The organism is Burkholderia sp. Bp8998, from assembly GCF_003854235.1.
GTDB lineage: Bacteria > Pseudomonadota > Gammaproteobacteria > Burkholderiales > Burkholderiaceae > Burkholderia.
The window spans coordinates 105,814-130,620 of sequence record NZ_QTQF01000016.1; the positions used below are offsets into that span (position 1 = coordinate 105,814).

General features: G+C 67.4%; 23 protein-coding genes. 16 read left to right on the forward strand and 7 right to left on the reverse strand.

The features are described 5' to 3' along the window. Window positions 1-101 precede the first annotated feature (101 nt). From tgt to DIE06_RS17695, 5 genes are all read left to right on the forward strand, one after another. On the forward strand, window positions 102-1,289 hold the full coding sequence (gene tgt / locus DIE06_RS17675) for a tRNA guanosine(34) transglycosylase Tgt (protein ID WP_124662514.1): 1,188 nt from the start codon (window positions 102-104) through the stop codon (window positions 1,287-1,289). Between the two features lie 240 nt (window positions 1,290-1,529). Further along, window positions 1,530-1,853, forward strand: a complete 324-nt coding sequence (yajC, locus tag DIE06_RS17680) for a preprotein translocase subunit YajC (RefSeq protein ID WP_006476868.1) — start codon at window positions 1,530-1,532, stop codon at window positions 1,851-1,853. 106 nt (window positions 1,854-1,959) lie between these two features. After that, entirely contained in the window at window positions 1,960-3,981 is a 2,022-nt protein-coding gene (secD, locus tag DIE06_RS17685; protein WP_124662515.1) for a protein translocase subunit SecD, read from the forward strand. Window positions 3,982-3,999: 18 nt separating this feature from the next. Beyond that, the gene (gene secF / locus DIE06_RS17690; RefSeq protein ID WP_124662516.1) at window positions 4,000-4,950 is read left to right on the forward strand and encodes a protein translocase subunit SecF; all 951 of its coding nucleotides are present in this window, start codon (window positions 4,000-4,002) and stop codon (window positions 4,948-4,950) included. 167 nt (window positions 4,951-5,117) lie between these two features. Next, complete coding sequence (locus DIE06_RS17695) at window positions 5,118-6,662, forward strand: S41 family peptidase (protein ID WP_124662517.1); 1,545 nt, start codon at window positions 5,118-5,120, stop codon at window positions 6,660-6,662. 27 nt (window positions 6,663-6,689) lie between these two features. Here the strand turns inward: DIE06_RS17695 and DIE06_RS17700 are convergent, their stop codons facing one another. The 6 genes from DIE06_RS17700 to DIE06_RS17730 form a co-directional block, all read right to left on the reverse strand. Beyond that, the gene (locus DIE06_RS17700; protein ID WP_124662518.1) at window positions 6,690-7,115 is read right to left on the reverse strand and encodes a hypothetical protein; all 426 of its coding nucleotides are present in this window, start codon (window positions 7,113-7,115) and stop codon (window positions 6,690-6,692) included. Then, window positions 7,103-7,510 carry a LysM domain-containing protein gene (locus tag DIE06_RS17705; RefSeq protein WP_260433643.1) on the reverse strand — a complete coding sequence of 136 codons (408 nt, stop codon included), beginning with the start codon at window positions 7,508-7,510 and terminating at the stop codon, window positions 7,103-7,105. Before DIE06_RS17705 ends, DIE06_RS17700 begins: the two co-directional genes overlap by 13 nt. Window positions 7,511-8,269: 759 nt before the next feature. Further along, window positions 8,270-9,547 (reverse strand): MFS transporter, encoded by a 1,278-nt coding sequence (locus tag DIE06_RS17715; RefSeq protein ID WP_124662519.1) that lies wholly within the window; start codon window positions 9,545-9,547, stop codon window positions 8,270-8,272. Window positions 9,548-9,721: 174 nt separating this feature from the next. Further along, window positions 9,722-10,303, reverse strand: a complete 582-nt coding sequence (locus DIE06_RS17720; protein ID WP_124610532.1) for a YceI family protein — start codon at window positions 10,301-10,303, stop codon at window positions 9,722-9,724. Window positions 10,304-10,368: 65 nt separating this feature from the next. Next, complete coding sequence (locus tag DIE06_RS17725) at window positions 10,369-10,929, reverse strand: YceI family protein (protein WP_124662520.1); 561 nt, start codon at window positions 10,927-10,929, stop codon at window positions 10,369-10,371. 8 nt (window positions 10,930-10,937) lie between these two features. Continuing rightward, complete coding sequence (locus DIE06_RS17730) at window positions 10,938-11,498, reverse strand: cytochrome b (RefSeq protein ID WP_124662521.1); 561 nt, start codon at window positions 11,496-11,498, stop codon at window positions 10,938-10,940. Window positions 11,499-11,755: 257 nt separating this feature from the next. On the opposite strand from DIE06_RS17730, the gene DIE06_RS17735 reads away from it, so the two are divergent. The 8 genes from DIE06_RS17735 (at window position 11,756) to DIE06_RS17775 (ending at window position 20,951) form a co-directional block, all read left to right on the forward strand. Then, complete coding sequence (locus DIE06_RS17735; protein WP_124662522.1) at window positions 11,756-12,421, forward strand: paraquat-inducible protein A; 666 nt, start codon at window positions 11,756-11,758, stop codon at window positions 12,419-12,421. Further along, entirely contained in the window at window positions 12,418-13,047 is a 630-nt protein-coding gene (locus DIE06_RS17740; RefSeq protein ID WP_124662523.1) for a paraquat-inducible protein A, read from the forward strand. The genes DIE06_RS17735 and DIE06_RS17740 overlap by 4 nt, the downstream gene beginning before the upstream one ends. After that, window positions 13,040-14,659, forward strand: a complete 1,620-nt coding sequence (locus tag DIE06_RS17745) for an intermembrane transport protein PqiB (protein WP_124662524.1) — start codon at window positions 13,040-13,042, stop codon at window positions 14,657-14,659. The genes DIE06_RS17740 and DIE06_RS17745 overlap by 8 nt, the downstream gene beginning before the upstream one ends. After that, window positions 14,656-15,390 carry a membrane integrity-associated transporter subunit PqiC gene (locus DIE06_RS17750; RefSeq protein WP_124662525.1) on the forward strand — a complete coding sequence of 245 codons (735 nt, stop codon included), beginning with the start codon at window positions 14,656-14,658 and terminating at the stop codon, window positions 15,388-15,390. Before DIE06_RS17745 ends, DIE06_RS17750 begins: the two co-directional genes overlap by 4 nt. Before the next feature lie 513 nt (window positions 15,391-15,903). Continuing rightward, a complete protein-coding gene (locus tag DIE06_RS17760) occupies window positions 15,904-18,027 on the forward strand; it encodes a site-specific recombinase (protein WP_124662527.1) in 2,124 nt (707 codons plus the stop codon). 165 nt (window positions 18,028-18,192) lie between these two features. Continuing rightward, window positions 18,193-19,491 (forward strand): class I SAM-dependent RNA methyltransferase, encoded by a 1,299-nt coding sequence (locus DIE06_RS17765; protein WP_124662528.1) that lies wholly within the window; start codon window positions 18,193-18,195, stop codon window positions 19,489-19,491. A gap of 289 nt (window positions 19,492-19,780) precedes the next feature. Beyond that, entirely contained in the window at window positions 19,781-20,191 is a 411-nt protein-coding gene (locus DIE06_RS17770) for a VOC family protein (protein WP_124662529.1), read from the forward strand. 73 nt (window positions 20,192-20,264) lie between these two features. Then, the gene (locus DIE06_RS17775; protein ID WP_124662530.1) at window positions 20,265-20,951 is read left to right on the forward strand and encodes a YafY family protein; all 687 of its coding nucleotides are present in this window, start codon (window positions 20,265-20,267) and stop codon (window positions 20,949-20,951) included. A gap of 85 nt (window positions 20,952-21,036) precedes the next feature. On the opposite strand, the gene DIE06_RS17780 is transcribed toward DIE06_RS17775, so the two are convergent. Then, the gene (locus DIE06_RS17780) at window positions 21,037-21,960 is read right to left on the reverse strand and encodes a carbon-nitrogen hydrolase family protein (RefSeq protein ID WP_124662531.1); all 924 of its coding nucleotides are present in this window, start codon (window positions 21,958-21,960) and stop codon (window positions 21,037-21,039) included. 80 nt (window positions 21,961-22,040) lie between these two features. Between DIE06_RS17780 and DIE06_RS17785 the strand changes: the two genes are divergently transcribed. The 3 genes from DIE06_RS17785 (at window position 22,041) to mnmA (ending at window position 24,807) form a co-directional block, all read left to right on the forward strand. Further along, window positions 22,041-22,961 (forward strand): LysR family transcriptional regulator, encoded by a 921-nt coding sequence (locus DIE06_RS17785; RefSeq protein ID WP_124662532.1) that lies wholly within the window; start codon window positions 22,041-22,043, stop codon window positions 22,959-22,961. 194 nt (window positions 22,962-23,155) lie between these two features. Beyond that, the gene (locus DIE06_RS17790; RefSeq protein ID WP_124662533.1) at window positions 23,156-23,665 is read left to right on the forward strand and encodes an NUDIX hydrolase; all 510 of its coding nucleotides are present in this window, start codon (window positions 23,156-23,158) and stop codon (window positions 23,663-23,665) included. Beyond that, window positions 23,662-24,807, forward strand: a complete 1,146-nt coding sequence (gene mnmA / locus DIE06_RS17795) for a tRNA 2-thiouridine(34) synthase MnmA (protein ID WP_124662534.1) — start codon at window positions 23,662-23,664, stop codon at window positions 24,805-24,807. The genes DIE06_RS17790 and mnmA overlap by 4 nt, the downstream gene beginning before the upstream one ends.

Genomic DNA, 24,807 nt, shown 5'->3' on the forward strand with positions numbered 1-24,807 from the left:
GCGGCGTTTCCAACATGCGCCGGACTTGCGATCCAGAGTTAGCGCTTTAGCGGTTACTCTGGTCCCATGCAGAGCAGCCCGGTGGCAAGGAGAATGACGCGATGACCGAAGGTTCATCCCACGATACGCACGCCCCCGTACAGGACCGCCCGGCAAACGGGCTCGAATTCGAACTGCTGACGACCGACGGCCATGCGCGCCGCGGCCGCGTGAAGCTCAACCATGGCGTGGTCGAGACGCCGATCTTCATGCCGGTCGGCACCTACGGCACCGTGAAGGCGATCCAGCCGCGCGAGTTGCACGAGATCAAGGCCCAGATCATCCTCGGCAACACGTTCCACCTGTGGCTGCGCCCGGGCCTCGACACGATCGACGCGCACGGCGGCCTGCACGGCTTCATGGGCTGGAACAAGCCGATCCTGACCGACTCGGGCGGCTTCCAGGTGTTCTCGCTCGGCGACCTGCGCAAGATCACCGAGGACGGCGTGACGTTCGCATCGCCGATCAACGGCGACAAGCTGTTCCTGTCGCCGGAAGTATCGATGCAGATCCAGAAGGTGCTGAACTCCGACATCGTGATGCAGTTCGACGAATGCACGCCGTACGCGACCAACGGCGTGCCGACCACGCACAAGGAAGCGGCCGAGTCGATGCGCATGTCGCTGCGCTGGGCGAAGCGCTCGCTCGACGAGTTCGACCGGCTCGGCAACCCGAATGCGCTGTTCGGGATCGTCCAGGGCGGGATGTTCGAGGACCTGCGCGACGAATCGCTCGCGGGCCTGTCGGAGCTCGGCTTCCACGGCCTCGCGATCGGCGGGCTGTCGGTCGGCGAGCCGAAGGAAGACATGATGCGGGTGCTGCAGCACGTCGGCCCGAAGCTGCCGGCCAACAAGCCGCACTACCTGATGGGCGTCGGCACGCCGGAGGACCTGGTCGAGGGCGTCGCGAACGGCATCGACATGTTCGACTGCGTGATGCCGACCCGCAACGCGCGCAACGGCTGGCTGTTCACGCGCTTCGGCGACGTGAAGATCCGCAACGCGACGCACAAGAATTCGCTGAAGCCGCTCGACGCGAGCTGCACGTGCTACACGTGCCAGAACTTCTCGCGCGGCTACCTGCACCACCTGCACCGCGTCGGCGAGATTCTCGGCGCGCAGCTCAACACGATCCACAACCTGCACTACTACCTGCAGCTGATGAGCGAGATCCGCGACGCGATCGAGACCCACACGTTCGACGCATTCCGCCAGCGCTTCGAGGAGGATCGCGCGAGAGGGGTCGACTGACGGGCCGGCGCCCGGCGGCCCGCGCGACGGTCCGTCACATAGGACGTGTACTAAATAACGCGTTCCGGGTGCCGGTCGCGACCACCCAATATTACAATTGCCTTTCCAAACGAGTCGCAGCGGTGCCGTTTCACGCTTTAACAGCTTGATCCGAAAGCGCATTTGCCGAGCCGTTTGCGCATGGGGCCGGTGGTAGAATAACCGGCTTATTTTTCGATCTTCCCCTACGGAGAGACCAACGTGCCGTTCATTTCCAATGCCTTCGCGCAAGGTGCCGGTGGCGCCGAATCGAGCCTGATGAGCTTCCTGCCGCTCATCCTGATGTTTGCCGTGCTCTACTTCATCATGATCCGTCCGCAGATGAAGCGTCAGAAGGAGCACCGCAACATGCTCGCGGCCATGGCCAAGGGCGACGAAGTCGTCACGAGCGGCGGCCTCGTGGGCAAGGTGACGAAGGTCACCGAAGGCTACATCGGCGTCGAAATCGCCGAAGGCACCGAAATCACCGTGCAGAAGGCTGCCGTCACGACCATTCTGCCGAAGGGCACGATCAAGTCGCTGTAAGGCTTTCACCGAGCGTCCGGCTCCCCGCGTCGTGCCCGCCTGAGAGAGCGCGCCGCCGCGGCGCCGGACGCGACGCTTTCACGCCAACCACCCGTTCGGCCCCCTCATGAATCGTTATCCACTCTGGAAATATGTCGTGATGGTCGTGGCGCTCGCCATCGGCCTTCTGTACACATTGCCCAACTTCTTCGGCGAAGCGCCGGCGGTGCAGGTGTCGAGCGGCAAGGCCACGGTCAAGCTCGACTCGACCACGCTGACCCAGGTCGAATCCGCGCTCGCCGCGGCACAGATCACGCCGGACGACGTCACCTTCGAGAACACGGCATCCAACGCGAACATCCGCGTGCGCCTGAAGGACACCGATACGCAGCTGCGCGTCAAGGACCTGCTGCAAAAGTCGCTGAACGCCGATCCGAACGATCCGCAGTACGTCGTCGCACTGAACCTGCAGAGCGCGTCGCCGCGCTGGCTGACCGCGCTGCACGCACTGCCGATGTATCTCGGCCTCGACCTGCGCGGCGGTGTCCACTTCCTGCTCCAGGTCGACATGACGGGCGCGCTCACGAAGAAGCTCGACTCCGACGCGACCGACGCGCGCACGCTGCTGCGCGACAAGAACATCCGCGACGGCGGCGTGAGCCGCGTCGACCAGTCCGTCGTCGTCAACTTCAGCGATGCGCAGACGGCGGAAGACGCCCGCAAGGTGCTCGCCGCGTCGGTCACCGAACTGCAATGGGCGACCCAGCCCGGCGGCGGCGGCACGCAAGTCGTCGGCACGTTCACGCCGGCCGTGCAGAAGGCCGTCGAGGACGCCGCGCTCAAGCAGAACCTGACCACGCTCCACAACCGCGTGAACGAACTCGGCGTGTCGGAGCCGATCCTGCAACAGCAAGGCAGCGACCGCATCGTCGTCGAACTGCCGGGCGTGCAGGACACCGCGAAGGCGAAGGACATCATCGGCCGCACCGCGACGCTCGAGGCGCGCCTCGCCGATCCGATCAACACGCACCCGAACCCGAACGACCCCGTGCCGCCGGGCGAGGAGCTGTTCACGCAGGGCAACCAGGCGCCCGTGCTGCTGAAGAAGGACGTGATCTTCACCGGCGACCGCATCATCGATGCGTCGGCCGGCTTCGACGAACACCAGCGTCCGTCGGTCAACATCCGTCTCGACTCGGCGGGCGGCCGCTCGGTGCGCGCGGTGTCGCGCGAGAACATCGGCAAGCCGATGGCGATGGTGCTGTTCGAGAAGGGCAAGGGCGAGGTGCTGACGGTCGCGACGATCCAGTCCGAACTCGGCGACCGCTTCCAGATCACGGGCCAGCCGACGCCGCAGGCCGCGGCCGACCTCGCGCTGCTGCTGCGCGCCGGTTCGCTCGCCGCGCCGATGGACATCATCGAGGAACGCACGATCGGCCCGAGCCTCGGCGCGGACAACATCAAGATGGGTGTCCACTCGGTGATCTGGGGCTTCTGCGCGATCGCCGTGTTCATGATCGCGTACTACATGCTGTTCGGCGTGATCTCGGTGATCGGCCTGTCGGTGAACCTGCTGCTCCTCGTCGCGGTGCTGTCGCTGATGCAGGCGACGCTGACGCTGCCGGGTATCGCGGCAATCGCGCTCGCGCTCGGTATGGCGATCGACTCGAACGTGCTGATCAACGAGCGCGTGCGTGAAGAACTGCGCGCCGGCCAGCCGCCGCAGATCGCGATCCAGGCCGGCTATGCGCACGCGTGGGCGACGATTCTCGACTCGAACGTCACGACGCTGATCGCCGGCCTCGCGCTGCTCGCGTTCGGCTCGGGTCCGGTTCGCGCGTTCGCGATCGTGCACTGCCTCGGCATCCTCACGTCGATGTTCTCCGCGGTGTTCTTCTCGCGCGGGATCGTCAACCTCTGGTACGGCGGCCGCAAGAAGCTGAAGTCGCTCGCGATCGGCCAGGTGTGGAAGCCGGAAGGCGCCACGGCCGGTGCCTCGTTCGCCGCGGCCGACGAATCGACCGACACCGCGCGCGCCGCGAAGCTCGCCGCCCCCGCGAAGGGCGACGCGCCGCGCGCCGGCAAGCCGCAGCTGCGCAACCGCGCGCAGCAAGGCGTGTCGCCGAAGAAACCGGGCTCGACCCAATAAGGCCCCGGAGACGAAGCCATGGAATTTTTCCGCATCCGTAAAGACATTCCGTTCATGCGGCACGCGCTGGTGTTCAACGTGATCTCGCTGGTCACGTTCCTCGCCGCCGTGTTCTTCCTGTTCCACCGCGGGCTGCACCTGTCCGTCGAATTCACCGGCGGTACGGTGATCGAGGTACAGTACCAGCAGGCCGCGCAGCTCGAGCCCGTGCGCGCGACGCTCGGCAAGCTCGGCTACGCCGATGCGCAGGTGCAGAACTTCGGCACGTCGCGCAACGTGCTGATCCGCCTGCAGCTGAAGGAAGGCCTCACGTCCGCGCAGCAGAGCGACCAGGTGATGACCGCGCTGAAGGCGCAAAGCCCCGACGTGTCGCTGCAGCGCGTCGAGTTCGTCGGCCCGCAGGTCGGCCGCGAGCTCGCGACCGACGGTCTCCTCGCGCTCGCGTGCGTCGTGATCGGCATCGTGATCTACCTGTCGATCCGCTTCGAATGGAAGTACGCGATCGCCGGCATCATCGCCAACCTGCACGACGTCGTGATCATTCTCGGCTTCTTCGCGTTCTTCCAGTGGGAGTTCTCGCTGGCGGTGCTCGCGGCGATCCTCGCGGTGCTCGGCTACTCGGTCAACGAGTCGGTCGTCATCTTCGACCGGATCCGCGAAACGTTCCGTCGCGAACGCAAGATGAGCGTGCAGGAAGTGATCAACCACGCGATCACGACCACGATGTCGCGGACGATCATCACGCACACGTCGACGGAAATGATGGTGCTGTCGATGTTCTTCTTCGGCGGCCCGACGCTGCACTACTTCGCGCTCGCGCTGACGGTCGGCATCATGTTCGGCATCTACTCGTCGGTGTTCGTCGCGGGCTCGCTCGCGATGTGGCTCGGCATCAAGCGCGAAGACCTGATCAAGGAAAAGAAGACCGCGCACGATCCGGACGATCCGAACGCGGGCGCACAGGTTTAAGCGCCGCGTCGTTTCGGCTGATTTTCGGCTGATACCAGAAGGCCGGTCCTGTTGGACCGGCCTTTTTTCATGCGCGAGCCGCCCCCTTCCTCCGGCGCGACCGCACGGACCGTCGGCTACAATCGCTTCACCGTCCCGCCCCGCCACCCGTCAAAGCCGCGGTCCTCATGATGCCTGCCACGCGTGTCGTTCATCGCATCGTCGCCTGGAGTACCGGTGCAGCCGCCGTGGCTGCGTTCGTTGCATGCGCATCGGCCGCCCGCGCGCAATCCGCGTCCGCCCCACCCGCCACCCCGCCCGCGGCGGCGGCTGCCGCGTCGCAACCGTCACCCTGCCCGCCCGACTGGGAACCGCAGTTCTGCGAACTGAAGGCCGCGGTCGAGGTGCTGAAGCAGCAGCACCTGACCGACGTCGATATCGGCGCATTGCTCGACGCCACCGTGCACGACGGGATCAAGACGCTGCCGCACGCGCGCTTCTTCACCGCGCAGGAGCGCCAGCAACAGCTCGACGACGAGCGCCGCGCGCGCGACGGCACGCCGGGCATCGGCATCGTGTTCGAGACGCGGCCCGACGGACTGCACATCATCGACGTGATCCCCGACGCGCCCGCCGAACAGGCCGGCGTGCGGCCCGACGATCTCGTCGTCGCGATGAACGACCAGAGCGTCGTCGGCATCGACAGCAGCGAGGTCGTGAAACTCGCGAAGGGCGACGCGGGCGTGCCGCTGAAGCTCACGGTCCGGCGCGGTCCGAACCCTGCCACGCTGATCTTTGCGCCGGTGCGTGCGATCGTCAAGCCGCGTCCGGCGACCGCGAAGCGGCTCGCCGGCGACATCCTGTACACGCGGCTGGCGAGCTTCCCGGAGCCGGCGGTGGGCAACTATATCGATGCGGTGCAGGCCGCGCGCCGCGCGGGGCCGCCGGTGAAAGGCGTGATCCTCGACCTGCGCATCAACGGCGGCGGCGCGCTCAATGCGGCGATCGGCATCACCGCGCTGTTCGCCGGCCGCGACCGCACCGCAATGGTGACGCTCGAGCGCGACGGCACGAAGCGCCGCCGCTTCACGACCAACTGGCCCGACTATGAATTGCCGGTCATGCACGGCCAGGACCCGCTCGCGCCGCTGCAGGCCGATGACTGGTGGCGCACCGTGCCGCTCGTCGTGCTCGTCGACGGACAGAGCGCGTCCGCCGCCGAAGCGACCGCGGCGGCGCTGAAGGATCTCGGCCGCGCGCGGCTGCTCGGGATGCCGACCTACGGAAAGGGACTTGCGCAGACCGGCGTCGACCTGATCGACGGCACGCGGCTCAATTTCACGTTCGCGCGCAACCTGCGGCCGAACGGCTGCCCGATGGACGGCTACGGCGTCGTGCCGGACTGGCTCGTGCCGCCGCGGCGCGACTCGGACGTCGACGGCGTGCTGCTGTGGTATCGCGAAGTCGATCTGGCCCGCGCGCCGTATGCGGACCGGCTGGCGCCCGATCCGTTCGCGCAGGTGCGCAAGGCGCGGCAGAAACTACGCGAAGCACGCGTGCGCGCGAAGATCGAACCGTCGAGGAGCGCGGCGCTGCCGCAGCGCGAATTCGGCACGGCAGATGATTGGCAGCTTCGGCAAGCGCTGAATGCGCTCGCGCAGCGCGCGATCGCGACAGTCGATGCGAAACCATGGTTGATGCCGGCGAAGCCGATGTGCAAGCCGGAAGGCTAACCTGCCAATGCGATTGCAGACTCCAACTCAATCCGTCCCGGTCATCAAGCACGACAACGTGTGTCTTTCCGGTGATGGCGAATTACTCCATTCCGGCAAGTTTCTTTTCTGAAATCCTTCCAAAGACTGGTAGCCGCTCACGTTCCAGTTGTAGCCACCTGCGCGCTCAACTTCGACAACGGAATAACGGCATCGAGTGCTGCGCTTTTTCAAACGAAAGACCATTCGCTCCTGACCGCGATCAAATCGTTTTTCCAGAATTTCGTAGCGCGTTGCCTTGCAGACGCTGTAGGCTGAATCCCATTCGATTGTCCTGGCACGTACATGGAGTGCGCCGGAACAGGCCCTGCCTGTTCCCTGGAATGTGCCGGTGAAAACCTGGTCGGCAGCGACCGCCGCACTTGACAGGCCTCCGATAGACATAGACAACACCCAGACCATCAGTACGCGCATATCGCAGCTTCTCCCTTCCGGATCAATGCCAGAGCATGGTCGAGCTTCTTGGCATACATAGGATCGCCAACGTTATAGCTTGCTGCGATGCTCGATGTCGTGATGATCTTCCAGCCAACGATGACCTTCCTCATCGACGCCTTCCGATACTTCAATACCTGACCCGGCCTCAATATATGCGCAGCCGGGTTGAGTTTTTGCATGGTTTCCACAGTGCTGCCTTTGGTTCTGGCAATTCTGGCGATGCTGTCTCCGGTCTGCACGTTCGCTTCATAGACTGCATTATCCGAATCCGGAACGCTCTTGATCGCATAGTTCGCCATACGCATCAACAAGTAACCAATTCCGGCTCGGATGTTGTAGGCCGGAATGGTCGTTGCCGTGCCTATGGTCAATCGATCTCTCCATGCCGCGGGAATAATCAAATCGCCCCCCTCATTACCCGCTAGGGCCTGTTCACGCTAATAACGGGCTTGCGAACGTGCCTTTCCGCCCGCAGGGCAAGGAGAGAGGAGGCGCAATAGCCGTAGCTATTGCAACGACGAACGACGCCGCAATGCGGGCGGAAAGGCACGTTCCCCTGTTTTGGAAAATTCATTCGTGGGGCTGGCCCGTTATTAGCGTGAACAGGCCCTAGCAAAGACCTCAACCCCGGATCTCCAGGGTTTCCTATCTGGATCGGATTCGATCCCCACTTCTTGCTTTCCGCACCGGTCTCTACCCATACCATCGCCTTGATAAGCTGCCAATCCAATGGCCGGTACCCCGCCGCACCCGAGAGATGGCGGTTGTACTCATCGACTGCCATCCGGATTTCACAATCCCAGGTATTCCATTTGGCATCGCCTACCGCTCTGTTGATGCCGTCCTGCCACTTTTCGAAACCTGTCTTCGGTTGTACGTGACCCGCCATATCAGTCCTTTCCCGCAAAATCGCCGGGGTAATCTGCGAAATATCCCGCGAGACTCTACAAAGCGAGGGACAAAATCGCCATAAGACATGACTGAATTTGGCAAGGCTCATTTTGAGCCAGAGGCAATCGCTGACATATCAATCACCGGCCCATGCGGCTACCTGACGGCATGCTTGTCAGTACATGAAAACCGCCGCGCGCTCGGAGGGCGGCTGACGCACCGCTCACGTCACCGCAACTTCACCGGAACCCGAACCGCCGGCGCAACACGACCAGCGCCGCGAGGCTCAGCACGGCCGCGAACATCAGGTAGAAGCTCGGCGCGGTCCTGATCCCGGTCGCGCGGATCAGCCACGCGATGATGAACGGCCCGAAGCCGCCGAAGATCGTCACCGCGACGTTATACGCGAGCGACATCCCGGTCGTGCGCGTCTGCACCGGAAACACTTCGGACAGCAGCCCCGGCAGCGCCGCGAAATAGCCGGTCATCAGGAACGCGAGCAGCACCTGCAGCGCGATCAGCGTGCCGAAGCCCGGATGCGCGACGAGATACGCGAACGCCGGATAGATCAGCACGAGAATGCCGACGGCCGGTGCGAGCATCACGCGCACGCGGCCGTAACGATCCGACCAGTGGCCGACGAGCGGCGCGAACGCCATCTGGATCACGCCGACGACGAGGATCGCCGCGAACGCGGCCGACGGCGCGAGGCCGAGCTGCTTCACGCCGTAGGTCGGCATGAACAGCACGAGATAGGTCGCGACGGTGCCGAGCACGACCACGCCCATCGCGGCGACGAGCCGCGCCTTGTGCGACGCGAAGGTGTCGCGCAACGGGCTCGCGCTGCTTTCGGCCGCGAGAAACTCGGGCGTCTCATCGACCTTGGAGCGGATGTAGTACGCAACGGGCCCGAGCAGCAGCCCGAAGAAGAACGGAATGCGCCAGCCCCACGCGGCCATCTGCTCGGCCGTGAGCTGCGCGTTCAGCACGGTGCCGAAGCCGGCCGCGAGCAGCGTCGTGAGCCCCTGGCTCGCGACCTGCCAGCTCGCGAAGAAACCGCGCCGGCCCGGCACGTGCTCGGCCAGGAACGCGGTCGCGCTGCCGAATTCGCCGCCGGCCGAAAAGCCCTGCATCAGCCGCGCGGCGACGAGGATCAGCGGCGCGGCGACGCCGATCGTCCGGTAAGTCGGCAGCACCGCGATGACCAGCGTGCCGAACATCATCAGCAGGATCGACAGCGTGAGCGCGGCCTTGCGGCCGGCGCGGTCGGCATACGCGCCGAGCACGATCGCGCCGAGCGGGCGCATGAAGAACGACACGCCGAACGTGCCGAGCGTGAGCAGCAGCGACACGGTGTCGTTGCCGGCCGGAAAGAACAGTTTCGAGATCGTCACCGCGAAGAAGCCGTAGACCACGAGGTCGAACCACTCGAGCGCGTTGCCGATCGACGCGGCGACCACCGCGCGCCACACGCGCGGCGACGTGGCAATGGAGCGGGACTGCGTGACGGCGTGCATCGGCGATCTCCTTGTCGTTGTACGTTCTGTCCGACGCGTCCGTTCTCGCGCCGCGAGCTGTGCCGACGATTATAGGCGCGCAAAAAAACCGCCGCGCCCCCGGAGAACGGGAGCGCGGCGGCTGGCACGCGACGGGCCGGCGGCGTGACGCGGCGGCCGGCCCGGGCGCGCGCGTTACTGCTGCTTGACGGCTTCGGCCGTGATCAGCAGCTTCGTCTTCATCTTGAAGCCGTACTGCTTGCCGTAGTCGAGGCCGAAATCGTCGCGGCTGAATTCGCCGACTGCGTCGACACCGCACACTTCACGCTTGAGCATCGGATGCGGCATGCACTTGAGCGAGTCGATCTTCAGCGTCAGCGGCTTCGTGACGCCATGCATCGTCAGGTTGCCGACCACCGACACCGGCTTGTCGCCGTCGAACTTGATGGTGCCCTTGTAGTTCGCCTGCGGGAACTTGGCCGCGTCGAAGAACTCGGCCGTCTGCAGGTGCTCGTCGAGCTTCGCGCTGCCCGTGTGGATCGACGCGATGTCGGTCGTCACGTCGACCGTGCCGGTCTTCGCCGCACGGTCGAGCGTCACGGAGCCGCTCGACTTGTCGAACTTGCCGCGCCAGACGGACAGGCCGCCGAAGTGGTCAGCCTCGAAGCTCGGGTACGTGTGGCTCGGGTCGAACTGGTACGTCGCGCTGTCGGCGAATGCCGAGAACGACAGCGAAGCGGCCAGCGCGCCCGCGGCGATGATCAGATGCTTTTTCAAACGCTTTCTCCTTGGAACAGCGCCGCGCCCTCGCGCGGCATTCGGGTGATTCGACAGCCCGCCGCTTACTTCGCTGCGACGAGATGGAACTTGATCTGCACTTCGTCGGCGACGATCGACGTGTCCTTCCACTCGCCGGAGCCGACGTTGAACGCCGAGCGCTTGATCGGCAGCACACCGTCGAAGGTCTGCGTCGCGCCGTTCTGCGTCACCGTGACGGGCACCGTGACGGTCTCGGACTTGCCCTTGATCGTCAGCTTGCCGGTCACGTTGTACTTGTTGCCGCCGGCCGGCGCGATCGCCGACGACGTGAAGGTCGCCTGCGGATATGCCTTCGCGTCGAACCAGTCCTTGCCCGTGACCTGCTCGTTGTACATCTTGTCGCCGAGGTCGAAGCTCGCGATGTCGATCGACATTTGCGCGCTGCCCTGCGCGGCCTTCGCCGGGTCGAACTTCACCTGCGCGGAGAACTTCCTGAATGCGCCTTCGGTCGGCACGTTCATCTGCTTCGACACGGCGGACACCTTGCTCTTCGCGAGATCGACGTCGGCATGCGCCGCGGCCGACGCGACAAGTGACACCGCGGCGAACGCGGTCAGCATGGAGCGGGAGAAAGACACTTTCATGGGATCCTTCATTTGGCGGAGGGGAGCATCCGCGACAGCAGGCCGTCGCGGTCCAACAACTGGTGCTTGAGCGCCGCGAGCACGTGCATGGCGACGAGTGCAAGCAGAATGTAATTCAAAGTCACGTGCAGCGTCTTGAAGGTTTCCTTCAGCACCGGATCGGGATCGATCAGGCGCGGCAGCGGCACGATGCCGAGGTAGACGACCGGGATGTTCGATGCCGAGCTGTACAGGTAGCCGGTCACCGGAATCACGAGCATCAGCACGTACAGCAGCATGTGCACGCCGTGCGACGCCGCCCGCTGCCATGCCGGCGTATTGCCGGGCAGTGCCGGCGACGCGTGAGTCGCCCGCCAAAGCACGCGCACGACGGCCAGCACGAACGCCGTCACGCCGATCCACTTGTGCCATGAGAAGTACTTCAGCTTGGTCGGCGTGAAGCCGGGGATGTCGGTCATCACCCAGCCGAGCGCGAAGCCGCAGACGATCAGCAGCGCGATCAGCCAGTGCAGCGCGATCGCGGTTTGCGTATAACGTGCCGGCGTGGCCGGCAGCGATTTCGATGCCATCTTGGATCCTCAGTTGAGCGAATAGCTGCGCCGGCAACTTCAACCGTCGCTTGTCAAGGGCGCCATGCTACCGCAACCTTTTGTCACGCGCGGACTCTGAGGACAGGCGCGCCAGCCGGCTGCCATGTTGACGCCATGTTACCGACCGGTCACCCGGCAACCGGCCGTTGACACGTCGAAAAAGCCGTTTTGGTAAGATTGGCGCGGGTTCCGGCCCCGCCGACGCGTCCCCCGCCCGTCGCACAACCGCTTTTCCCATGCAACGACACGACCTGATTGCCTGCCACGAGTGCGACGCACTGTTGCATAAACCGCACCTCGCGCGCCGCGAAATCGCGCGCTGCCCGCGGTGCGATGCGCTGCTCTATCGCGACAGCACCACGCAGATCGAGCGAATCAGCGCGCTTGCGGTCGCGGCGCTCGTCACGTTCATCATCGCGCAGGCATTCCCGATCCTCGAGATGGACCTGAACGGCACGCGCGTGCAGACGACGCTGATCGGCGCGATCGACGCGCTGTGGCATCAGGACATGGAAATCGTCGGCGTGATGGTGTTCTGTTCGACCGTGCTGTTCCCGCTCGTCGAGATGGCCGCACTGCTTTATGTGCTGCTGCCGATACGCCGCGGCGTCGTGCCGCCGGGCCTCAACCTGGTGCTGCGCACGATCCAGTTCGTGCGGCCATGGGGGATGATCGAGGTGTTCATGCTTGGCATCCTTGTAACGATCGTGAAGATGGTGAGTCTCGCAAAAGTCGTTCCCGACGCGGCGCTGTTCGCGTTCGGCGCACTGACGCTGATGACCGCCGTCGTGCTGATGTTCGATCCGCGCACACTGTGGGACATGGCCGACGACCTGCGCGCCGGACGTCCGCCCGCGCGGCCCGACAACACCGCGCCGCTGCCGGAAGCCCCTCGCCGATGACGATGCCGACCGCCGCCCGCGAGGGCTACGCCAGCTGTCACGCATGCGGGCTCGTGCAGACGATCGACCATCCGCACGCGCATTGCGCGCGCTGCGGCAGCACGCTTCACTTGCGCAAGCCGAACAGCATCATGCGCACGTGGGCGCTGCTGATCGCGGCCGCGATCCTCTATATTCCTGCGAACCTGCTGCCGATCCTGCACACGTCGTCGATCGTCGGCTCGCAGGAAGACACGATCATGAGCGGCGTCATCTATTTCTGGACATCCGGCGACTGGCCGCTCGCGGTCATCGTGTTCGTCGCCAGCATCCTCGTGCCGATGCTCAAGCTCGGCGTGCTGACGATCCTCGTCAGCAGCGCGCAGCGGCGCGCCGCGTGGCGGCCGCTGCAGCGCACGCGCCTGTTCCGGATCGTCGAGCGGATCGGCCGCTGGTCGATGCTCGACATCTTCGTCGTGACGCTCACCGTCGCGCTCGTCCATTTCCGTTCGCTGGCGACGATCACGGCCGGCCCGGGCGCGCTCGCGTTCGGCTCGGTCGTGATCCTCACCATGCTCGCATCGATGCAGTTCGATCCCCGCCTGATCTGGGATCCAGTCGAAACCTCAGGGAAACACCATGAATAGTCCGCAAGGCCCGCAGCACGACGCGTCCCGGCCGCCCGACCCGGCGATCTCGACGAAAAGCGGCTGGCTGCCGTCGCTCGTCTGGCTCGTGCCGCTGATCGCCGCGCTGATCGGCATCGGCCTCGTGATCAAGTCCGTGCGCGAGCGCGGCCCGGAAATCTCGATCAGCTTCCACAGCGCGGAAGGCCTCGAGCCGGGCAAGACGCAGGTCAAGTACAAGGACGTCGAGATCGGCATGGTCAAGACGATCAAGCTGTCGAAGGACCTGTCGCGCGTGCTCGTCCAGGTGCAGCTGAAGAAGGAAGCCGAGGACTTCGCGGTCAAGGGGTCGCGCTTCTGGATCGTGCGTCCGCGCGTCGGCACGACCGGCGTGTCGGGGCTCGGCACGCTGCTGTCGGGCGCGTACATCGGCGTCGACGCCGGCCACGGGCAGGACTCGCAGAGCGACTTCACGGGCCTCGAAACCCCGCCGGCGGTGACCGGCGACCAGAAGGGCACGCAGTACGTACTGCGCGGCGATTCGCTCGGCTCGGTCGACATCGGCTCGCCGATCTACTACCGCCGCGTGCAGGTCGGCCAGGTGGTCGGCTTCTCGCTCGACAAGGACGGCACGGGCGTCACGTTCAACGTGTTCGTCAATGCGCCGTACGACCAGTACGTCGGCGTGAACTCGCGCTGGTGGCAGGCAAGCGGCGTCGACCTGCGGCTCGATTCGAGCGGCCTGAAGCTGAACACGCAGTCGCTCGCGACGGTGATCCTCGGCGGCATCGCGTTCCAGACACCGCCGAACCAGGCCAGCGGCGCGACGGCGCCGAACAACACGACCTTCCGCCTCGGTTCCGACGAGGCCGACGCGATGCGCGATCCGGACGGCCAGCCGCTGCAGGTCGTGATGAACTTCAACCAGTCGCTGCGCGGGCTCGCCGTCGGCGCGCCGGTCGACTTCCGCGGCATCGTGCTCGGCGAAGTCACGAACATCGGCATCGACTTCGATCCGAAGACCAAGAACTTCCTGATGCCGGTGACGATGAACGTGTATCCGGAGCGGCTCGGCCCGCGCTTCCGCGAAACGATCGAGAGCAAGGGCGAACCGGCCCGCCGCGAGATCGTCGAGCGCCTCGTCAGGCACGGGCTGCGCGGCCAGTTGCGCACCGGCAACCTGCTGACGAGCCAGCTGTACGTCGCGCTCGACTTCTTCCCGAAGGCGCCGGCCGTGACGATCGACGCGGCACGCCAGCCGCTCGAGCTGCCGACCGTGCCGAACACGCTCGACGAGCTGCAGCTGCAGGTCGCCGACATCGCGAAGAAGCTCGACAAGGTGCCGTTCGACCAGATCGGCGCGAACCTGAACAGCGCGCTGTCGAACGCCGACAAGCTGTTCAAGCAGCTCGACACGCAGGTCGCGCCGGAAGCGCGCGACACGCTGTCGGCCGCGAAGCAGACCTTCTCGACCGCCGAGGCGACGCTGCAGCAGGATTCGCCGCTGCAGTCCGACGTGCGCGGCGCGCTGAAGGAGCTCACGCGCACGCTGCAATCGCTGAATGCGCTCGCCGACTATCTGGAGCGCCACCCCGAATCGCTGCTCAAGGGCAAGCCAGGAGACAAACAATGACGACACGCGTGAACGGTTTCGCGAGCGGCGCGGCGGCGGCCTTCGCCGCACTCGCGCTCGCCGCGTGCAGCTCGCCGCCCGCGCGGTTCTATACGCTGAGCCCGGCCGACGCCGCGGCGCCCGTGCGCACCGCGCCCGCCAACCCGGCGTTCCTGATCGAGGTGCCGTCGGTCGGCGTGCCCGAACAGGTCGCGAAGAACCAGCTCGTCGTGCAGAAGAACGCCGCGCAGGTCGACGTGCTCGAGCAGGAACGCTGGGCCGCACCGCCCGCCGACGAGATTCGCCGCGCGCTGTCCGACGATCTCGCCGCGCAGCTCGGCACGATCGACGTCGCGAATTCCGCGTACCCGGCCGGCGTGCCCGTCTATCGGATCAGCGTGAACGTGCAGCGCTTCGAGTCGTGGCCCGGCAAGCGTGCGGCGATCGATGCGGTGTGGAGCGTGCGCGTGCTCGGCACACAGGCGGTGATGACGTGCCGCACGAGCGTCGCCGAACCGGTCGCCGACGGCTACGACGCACTCGTCGCCGGGCATCGGCGCGCGCTCGACGTGATCGCATCGCAGGCTGCGTCCGGCGTGCGCGCGCTGGCCGCGCGGCGCGGGGCGACGGTTGCGTCGCCCCCATCCACGACCCCATCCGGCAAGGCAACGGCCGCCGCGCCCGTCGTACCCTGCCCGGCCAACCCGACGCCCGGCGGCGACGCGGACGCGACCGGCAAATCCGGCGCGTAAGCGCGGCGGGCGCGCGGGCGGGCAGGCGTCCGACGCATTCGCGCATGCGACTGCATTCGGCACGCGCCGCCCGATCGTCATCATCGGCAGCGATCCCGCGTGCGCGCGCCGCCGCGCCCCCGAACCCGCCGCCCTTGCCGCTACGGCCGATGCTGCACGTCATTCATCGGCCGAACGGCGGCTTTGCACTGTTTGTCAAAATCCGCCGGAACCGGCACCACGCAACGCGGTCGGCTTGCGTTTTCGCGCCCGATTGACGATCCTACGCACTTTCCGGCTCGCGCCGCCTGTCGTGCGCGCCAGCCGGCGGCGCTCCGCCCGTTGTGTCCGGTCCGATCGCCGCGCCTCCCGGGGCTTGCGCGCAATCCGCGCGCAGCGCATCGGGACAGCCGCATCGCGGGTCGCCGCGCATCGTCCGGCCGCCCGACCAGCCTCACCGTTCTCCCCGGCGCCGCGCCGTGTTCCCGGCCGGCATCCCGAACCCGCCCGTCCAGGGCTTTCGCTATTCCGTTTATGTTTCGTTCCCTGACGACCCTGATCAAGAAGTGGCGCGCGTCGCGCAATGCGGGCCACCAGCTCGATGCGCTGCTCGCGCATGCCGACGCGGACGCGCCGTACGCCGAGCGCAGCGAATGGTTGATCGAGCTCGCGCACTGGCTGCGCCGCAACGGCGCGATGCAGGCGGCGCACGACACGCCGGCCGAACGCGACGCCGACGCGCGCGCGTATCCGGCGCACGCGCGGCTGCGCTACCTGTTCCACGTGCTCGACCGCAATCCCGCATGGAAATCGCACGCGGCGCGCATCCTGCGCGGAATCCTGCGCGAATGCGACGGCATCTCGCTGCTGTGCGACGCGGGAATGCCCGTGCATTCCGGCTTCTTCGGCGCGCTGTTCGAGCGCATCGACTCGTCGCTGATCCCGCCCGCGCCGAATCGCCGCGAGCTGACGGCGCTGTTCACGCTGATGTTCCCGACGCCGGAAGACGCGCAATGGATCGATGCGCTGCCCGACGACCTGCTCGCCCGCCTCGCCGACCTGATCTCGTTCGACGTCACCGACGAAGAACGCCACGAGCCCGGCTCGTTCTCGCGCGACCTGCTGGCCGCGCTGCATAACCTGACCTGCCAGATCAGCTCGACCGGCCTGTCGCAGACGGTGCGCAGCCGCCTGTCCGACGACGACGCGCGCAAGCCGCTCGAAACGCAGCCGTTCTACCGCCTCACGCGCGCGATGCTCGCGGTCGAGACGGCGCACGCGGCCGTCGAGGACGGCGGCGACCCGAGCAAGCTGCTGCACGAGGTGAACTACCTGCGCGTGCTGCTCGACGAATGCCGGATCGCGGTCGACGACGTGTTCGCACACCTGTACCGCAACGGCGTGTCGGTCGACATCGTGTTCCAGGTCGAACGGATGCGCATGCGCATCCTGCGCGCGGAAATGCTGCTCAACGCATGGATGGCACGCGACGACCTGCGCGGGATGGCGCGCCTCACGGCCGAGCTCGTCGACGCGAACCAGAACAGCCAGAGCGTGTCGCACCTCGTACGCAGCAACTTCTCGCTGTTCGCGCGCAAGCTCGTCGAAACCAACGCGGACACCGGCGAGCACTACATCTCGCGCGGCCGCGCCGAGTACCTGAAGATGCTGCGGATGGCCGCGGGCGGCGGCCTCGTCACCGTCGCGACCGTGTGCGTGAAGTTCGCGATCACGGGCGCGCACCTGCAGTCGATGCTCGAAGGGCTGCTCGCGGGCGTCAACTACGCGGCGAGCTTCATGCTGATGCACTTCCTGCACTTCACGCTCGCGACCAAGCAGCCCGCGATGACCGCGCCGACGCTCGCGCGCGAGCTCGACGACACCGGTCACGAGGAAGGCGTGAAGACGTTCGTCGCGTCGGTGATCGCGCTGATCCGCACGCAGGCCGCGGCGATCTCCGGCAACGTGCTCGTCGTGCTGCCCGTGTGCCTGCTCGTGCAGCTGTTCGCGGGCAACCTGCTGCATGCGAACCTGATCTCGCCGGAAAAGGCGCACGCGACGCTGCATTCGTTCTCGCTGCTGGGCCCGACGCCGTTCTATGCGGCGCTCACGGGCGTATTGCTGTGGGCGTCGAGCCTGCTCGCGGGCTGGGCCGACAACTGGTTCGTGCTGCACCGGGTCGGCGACGCGCTCACGTACAACCGCCGGCTGCGGCTCACGCTCGGCGCATCGGGCGCCGCGAAGCTCGCGCACTTCTGCCGCTCGAACGTCGCGGGCGTGGTCGCCAACGTCGGTCTCGGCCTGATGCTCGGCCTGATCCCGGCGATCGTCACCGTGTTCCTGTTCCCGTTCGAGGTGCGGCACGTGACGCTGTCGGCCGGCTCGATCGGGATCGCGCTCGGCGTGCTCGGCAACGGCGCGCTGGGCACGCCCGAGCTGTGGTGGGCCTGCGCCGGCGTGCTGAGCATGGCGATCCTCAACGTGCTCGTGAGCTTCGCGCTCGCGTTCACGATGGCCGTGCGCTCGCGCAGCCTGCGCCGCACCAGGGTGCGCGCGCTGGTCGGCGCGATCGTCCGCACGGTGCTGTCGAAGCCGTCCGCGCTGTTCTGGCCGGCCGGCACCCCGGCCGCGCGTGCCGGCCAGCCGGACTCGCACTGACCGTTCGACGGCGGCGCGCCCCCTGGCGGGCGCCGCCGCGTGGCCCGACGGGCCCGCCGTCCCGACCGGCGCACCGGGGCCGGCGTCCCGAATCCGACGCAACGTCGGCCCCGGGGCGCCCGCGCCGCGTACAATGGTGGACTTTTGCACGTCCTCACCCGCCTTATGTCCTCGCCCACCCTGTACGAATTCTTCGCTCCCTGCCCGCGCGGCCTCGAAGCGGCGCTTGCCGCCGAGCTGGCCGAAATCGCCGGCCGCCATCTGGACGGCGCGCCGTTCACCGCGGGCGCGCAGGTGCCGGGCGGTGTCCATTTCCGCGGCGGCTGGGCCGCCGGCATGGCCGCGAACCTCCATTCGCGGATCGCGAGCCGGATCCTGCTGAAGATCGCGCACCGCCCGTACCGCAACGAACAGGACGTCTACGCGCTCGCGCTCGAGCAGCCGTGGGAACGCTGGTTCGCGTCGACGCAGACGCTGCGCATCGACATCACCGCGATCAAGTCGCCGCTGAAGAGCCTCGAGTTCGCGACGCTGCGTGTGAAGGACGCGATCTGCGACCGGATGCGCGACAAGACCGGCTCGCGGCCGAGCATCGACACCGGCGCGCCGGACGTGCGCGTGTTCGCGTTCCTGACGGCCACCGAGTGCACGCTGTACCTCGATACGTCGGGCGAGCCGCTGTTCAAGCGCGGCTGGCGCCTCGACAAGGGCGCGGCGCCGCTGCGCGAAAACCTCGCGGCCGGCATCCTGCGCCTGACGGGCTGGACGCCCGGCACGCCGCTGTACGACCCGATGTGCGGCAGCGGCACGTTCCTCGCCGAAGCCGCGCAGATCGCGCTCGGCGTCGCGCCGGGCGTCGAGCGCCGGTTCGGCTTCGAAAAGCTCAAGCAGTACGACATCACCGCATGGCAGGGCCTGAAGGTCGCGGCGCTCGACGCGAAGCGCGCGGCGCGCGGCAAGCGCGATTCGCTCGGCGTGTACGGCAGCGACATCTCGGGCGACATGCTCGAGAAGGCGCGCGCGAACCTCGAGCGCGCGGGTGTGCCGTCGGTATGGCTCAAGCAGGTCGACGCGCGCGGGATGACGCCGCCGTGCGACGGCCCGGGCATCATCCTCGCGAACCCGCCGTACGGCGAGCGGATCGAGGTGCGCGGCCGCAGCGCACGCGGCGAGGTGCGCGAGACGGGCCGCAACCGCGGCAACGACGACGCATTCCGCCGCACGCACACCGACGCGCCGGACAGCGAGTTCTTCAACGCGCTCGGCGATGCGCTCAAGCAGCGCTTCACGGGCTGGCAGGCGTTCCTGCTGACGTCGGACCGGTCGCTGCCGGGCCAGCTGCGCCTGCGCGAATCGGCGAAGACGCCGCTGTTCAACGGTGCGCTCGAATGCCGGCTGTTCCGCTTCGACCTGATCGCCGGCAGCGTGAAAGCACGCCCGGCCGCGCCGGAAGGCGACGCCTGACGCGCGAGACGGCCCGCTGCGGCGGCCTGCTGACACCCACACGACGCCCGGCCCGAGCCGGGCGTTTTGCTTTCGACCGCACCCGCGCGGCCGGCGCCCCGCGTACCGCCCCGCCAACCGCGCGCCGATGCGGCTCCGCACGGCCGTTGCGCCGCCACCGCCCCCCCTTTTGTCAGGACCGCCACGACTACTGACAGCACGCTGTCAGCAGCCCCCGATCACACTGCAATCCCGGCGCAATGCAAGGCTGGTTTCCCTCAAGAAGAACCCGAACAACAAGGAGCTCGTCATGACGTCCGCAACCGCAACTGAAACCGCAATCCTGGAACGCGCGATCGCGTGGTTCGACATCCCGTCCCTCGACTTCGACCGGGCGATCCGTTTCTACGAAACCGTGCTGCAAACGACGCTGCAGCGCGAAGTCATCGGCGGCGTGCCGATGGCCATGTTCGATCACGAAGCATCGAGCACGGGCGGCAGCATCGTGTTCGATCCGCAGCAGATGAAGCCGAGCGCGAACGGCGTGCTCGTGTACCTGAACGCCGGCGAGTCGGTCGTCGCGGCGCTCGAACGCGCGAAGCGCGCGGGCGGCATCGTGCAGGGCTCGGTCGTCGAGCTGCCGAACAACTACGGCTACATCGGCTACCTGATCGATACCGAAGGCAACCGCGTCGGCCTGCACGCACCGAAATGCCACTGAGCGCGTCCACGATCCGACCGGCGCGGCGCTATCATCGCGAAGTCCCCGTAGCCGTTGGAGTCGAGGTGCAGCCATGACGCGCCGTGCCGACCGCCTGTTCCAGATCGCCGAGCTGCTGCGCGGCCGGCGCCTCACGACCGCGCAGCAGCTCGCCGACTGGCTGTCGGTGTCGCCGCGCACGGTCTATCGCGACGTGCGCGACCTGCAACTGTCAGGGGTGCCGATCGAAGGCGAAGCCGGCATCGGCTACCGGCTGAACCGCAACGCCAGCCTGCCGCCGCTCACGTTCACGGCCGAGGAGCTCGCGGCGCTCGCGGCCGGCGCGCGGATGCTCGAGACCTGGGGCGGCGCGCGCTTCGCGGGCGGCGCGCGTTCGGCGCTCGCGAAGATCGCGTCGGCGATGCCCGCCGACAAGCGCACGGCGCTCGATCGCCTGCCGGTGTTCGCGCCGTCGTTCCACATCGACGAGACGTTCTGCGCGAAGGTCGACGCGATCCACCAGGCGGTCGACACGCGTCACATCGTCAGCTTCGACTACCGCGACCGGCTCGGCGCGCACACCAGGCGCCGCGTGTGGCCGCTCGGGCTCGTCTACTGGGGCGGACGCTGGACGATCGGCGCGTGGTGCGAGCTGCGCGACGACTTCCGCACCTTCGACATCGCGCGAATGGGCGATATCACCGTGCACGAGCAGTTTCCGGACATGGAAGGCCGGCGGATCGCCGACTACATGCGGATCGCGGAAGCGCCGATGCGCTGACGCACGCGGCGGCAGCCGGCCGCACGGCCGCATGCCGCGCCGCCGCCATGCGCACGCCGGGGCATCCTCGCCCCGGCAACCACGGTCATTCTCCGAACACCACCGAGCGCTTCGGCCGCTCGTCGACGTGCAGCGAAAACACGTCGGCGCGCGCATAGTGCCCGACCACGTCGAAGTCGTAACGCGCACGCACGAGCTCGTCGGTATCGATGCGCGCGGTCACGAGCCCGGCCTCGCCGATCAGCGGCTCCGTCAGCAGGTCGCCGAGCGGCCCGACGATCACGCTGCCGCCGCGGATCAGCGGCCGCTCGGGATCCCAGCCCGGCACGTCGATGCCGAGCGCGCGCGGCGACGGCTGCACCTGGCAGGCGCTCACGACGAAGCAGCGCCCCTCGTGCGCGATGTGGCGCATCGAGCTTTGCCACAGGTCGCGCTCGTCGACGGTCGGCGCGCACCAGATCTGCACGCCTTTCGCATACATCGCGCAGCGCAGGAGCGGCATGTGGTTCTCCCAGCAGATCGCGGCGCCCGCGCGGCCCGCGGCCGTGTCGACCACCGGCAGCGTCGAGCCGTCGCCCTGCCCCCAGATCAGCCGTTCGGTGCCGGTCGGCATCAGCTTGCGGTGCTTCGCGACGAGCCCGTCGCGCGGATCGAAGAACAGCGCCGTGCAGTACAGCGTGCTGCCGCCGCGCTCGATCACGCCGACCACGAGGCTCGCGCCCGTGCGCTGCGACAGCGCGGCCAGTTCGTCGGTTTCGGCCCCGGGCACGTCGATCGCCTGCGCGGCGTAGCGTGCATACGCGTCGCGGCCCTCGGGCAGCCGGTAGCCGAGCCGCGTGCCGAAGATCTCGCCTTTCGGATAGCCGCCGAGCACGGCCTCGGGCAGCACGACGAGCGACGCGCCGCTGTCGCGGATCGCGGTTTCATAGCCGAGGATCGTGTCGAGCGTGGCGCGCGTGCCGGCGGGCGATGCGCCGATCTGCAGCGCGGCGATGACTGAGGTGGACATGGAGGCGTCTCCGGTGAGTGGGATGACACCATCTTTATCGATATCATTTCATCGATCAAATCGATACAACGATAACTGACATGAATGCGGATGATATCGCGGGGCTCGACCTGAACCTGCTGAAGGTGTTCGAGGCGCTGTACGAGGAAGGCGGCGCGAGCCGCGCGGCGCTGCGGCTCTGCCTCACGCAGTCGGCCGTCAGCGCGGCGCTCGCGCGGCTGCGCGTGATCTACGCCGATCCGCTGTTCGTACGCACCGGCCGCGGGCTCGCGCCGACGCCGCGCGCGGACGAACTGAAGCCGATCCTGTCCGACGCGCTCGACCGCTGCCGCGCAAGCCTCGCGGTCGCGGCCGACGGCGGCGAGCGGGTCGGCCGCACGATCTCGATCGGGCTGTCGGACGACTTCGAGATCGCGCTCGGCCGCGCGCTGATCGACGCGGTCGCACGGGAAGCCGCGGGCATCCGGCTGATCTTCCGGCAGACGCACAGCGGCATCGCGGGCGACGCGCTGCTGCGGCACGGCGTCGATCTCGCGATCGCGTCGGGCGGGTTCTCGGCGAACGGGCTCAGCCGGCGCGCGGTCGCGACGGGCGGTTATGCGTGCCTGATCGATCCGGCCGGCCGCGCGCGCTCGCCCGCCATGCTCGCGCTCGCCGATTTCCTGCAGCGCGATCACCTGCTCGTGTCGTCCGGTGGCGTGATCGGGATCGTCGACGAGGCGCTGGCCGCGCTCGGCCACAAGCGGCGCGTCGCGGCCTCGACCACGCATTTCGCGGCGCTGCCGTACCTGCTCGCCGGTTCCGACGCGGTAGCGACGATTCCGGCGCACGCGGCCCGCGCGATCGCGCAAGCGACGTCCCTGCATGCGCTCGCGTGCCCGGTCGAGCTGCCGCGCTACCCGGTGGAGATCGGCTGGCGCACCAGCACGCAGCGCGACCCGGCGATCGTGCGCGTGCGGGACACGATCGCCGCCTGCGTCGCGACGATCGTCGCGCCGTGAAAAAAGCGGGGCGCGATTCAGCCGGTGGCGGCCGGACCTTCCGCGCCAGCCGGCCGCCTGTCGACGCAGACCGCGCGGCCGACGCGCGTCGCGGCGATCGGGAAGCCCCGCGGCCGCCGCAGGAACGACTGGGGTCGGATTCGTCTAACCTGAAGACCGGCAGCGTCGGGGCGCAACCGGTAAAATGCCGAACCATGAAACCCGAAATCTGGACCCCGCATGTGACCGTCGCGGCGCTCGTCGAGCGCGCCGGTCGCTTTCTCGTGATCGAGGAAGAAACCTCGACGGGCCTGCGCATCAACCAGCCGGCCGGCCATCTCGAAGCCGGCGAGACGCTCGCCGACGCCGTGATCCGCGAGACGCTCGAGGAAACCGCACATCCGTTCGTCCCCGACGCCCTCGTCGGCGTCTATCTCGCGCACTACGACCGCCCCGGCAGCGCCGGCGCGACCTACCTGCGCTTCACGTTCTGCGGCAGGGCCGGCGAACCGCTGCCGGGCCACCGGCTCGACGACGGCATCGTCCGCACGCTGTGGATGAGCGCCGACGAACTGCGTGCGTGCAGCGAGCGCCACCGCTCGCCGGCGGTGATGCGCTGCGTCGACGACTATCTCGCCGGGCGGCGCATTCCGCTCGATTTCGTGCACACGCATTCGGTCGCGCCGCGTCCGGACGCATTCGACCGTCAGGCGGTAAACAAATGAGCAAGCGCCGTGTAGTAGTGGGCATGTCGGGCGGCGTCGATTCGTCGGTGACCGCGTGGCTGTTGAAGGAACAGGGGTACGACGTGGTCGGCCTGTTCATGAAGAACTGGGAAGACGACGACGACGGCGAATACTGCTCGACGCGCCAGGACTGGATCGACGTGGTGTCGGTGGCCGACCTGATCGGCATCGACGTGGAAGCCGTGAATTTCGCGGCCGAATACAAGGACCGCGTGTTCGCCGAATTCCTGCGCGAGTACTCGGCCGGCCGCACGCCGAACCCGGACGTGCTGTGCAACGCCGAGATCAAGTTCAAGGCGTTCCTCGACCACGCGATGTCGCTCGACGCGGAAATGATCGCGACCGGCCACTACGCGCGCGTGCGCGAGCGCGACGGTCGCTTCGAGCTGCTGAAGGCATTCGATCATACGAAAGACCAGTCGTACTTCCTGCACCGCCTGAACCAGGCGCAACTGTCGAAGACGATGTTCCCGCTCGGCGAGATTCCGAAGACGAAAGTGCGCGAGATCGCCGCGCAGATCGGCCTGCCGAACGCGAAGAAGAAGGATTCGACCGGCATCTGCTTCATCGGCGAACGGCCGTTCCGCGACTTCCTGAACCGCTATCTTCCGACGAAGCCCGGCCCGATGAAGACGCCGGACGGCAAGGTGATCGGCGAGCACATCGGCCTCGCGTTCTACACGTTCGGCCAGCGCAAGGGCATCGGCCTCGGCGGCAGCAAGGACGGCAGCGGCGAGCCGTGGTTCGTCGCGGCGAAGGACATCGCGTCGAACACGCTGTACGTCGTGCAGGGCCACGACCATCCGTGGCTGCTGTCACGCGAGCTCGTCGCCGGCAACGTGAGCTGGGTCGCGGGCGAGCCGCCGGCCGACGGCTTCGCGTGCGGCGCGAAGACGCGTTACCGGCAGGCCGATGCGGCATGCTCGTTCGGCCGGGCCGACGAAGGACGCTTCGCGCTCGCGTTCGACGACGCGCAATGGGCGGTCACGCCCGGCCAGTCGGCCGTGCTGTACGACGGCGAGATCTGCCTCGGCGGCGGCATCATCGAGTCCGCGGCCACCGGCCAGACGGCGCCGGCACCGGCAGCAGCCCGTGCGGGCGCGCTCGTCGAAGCACACTGA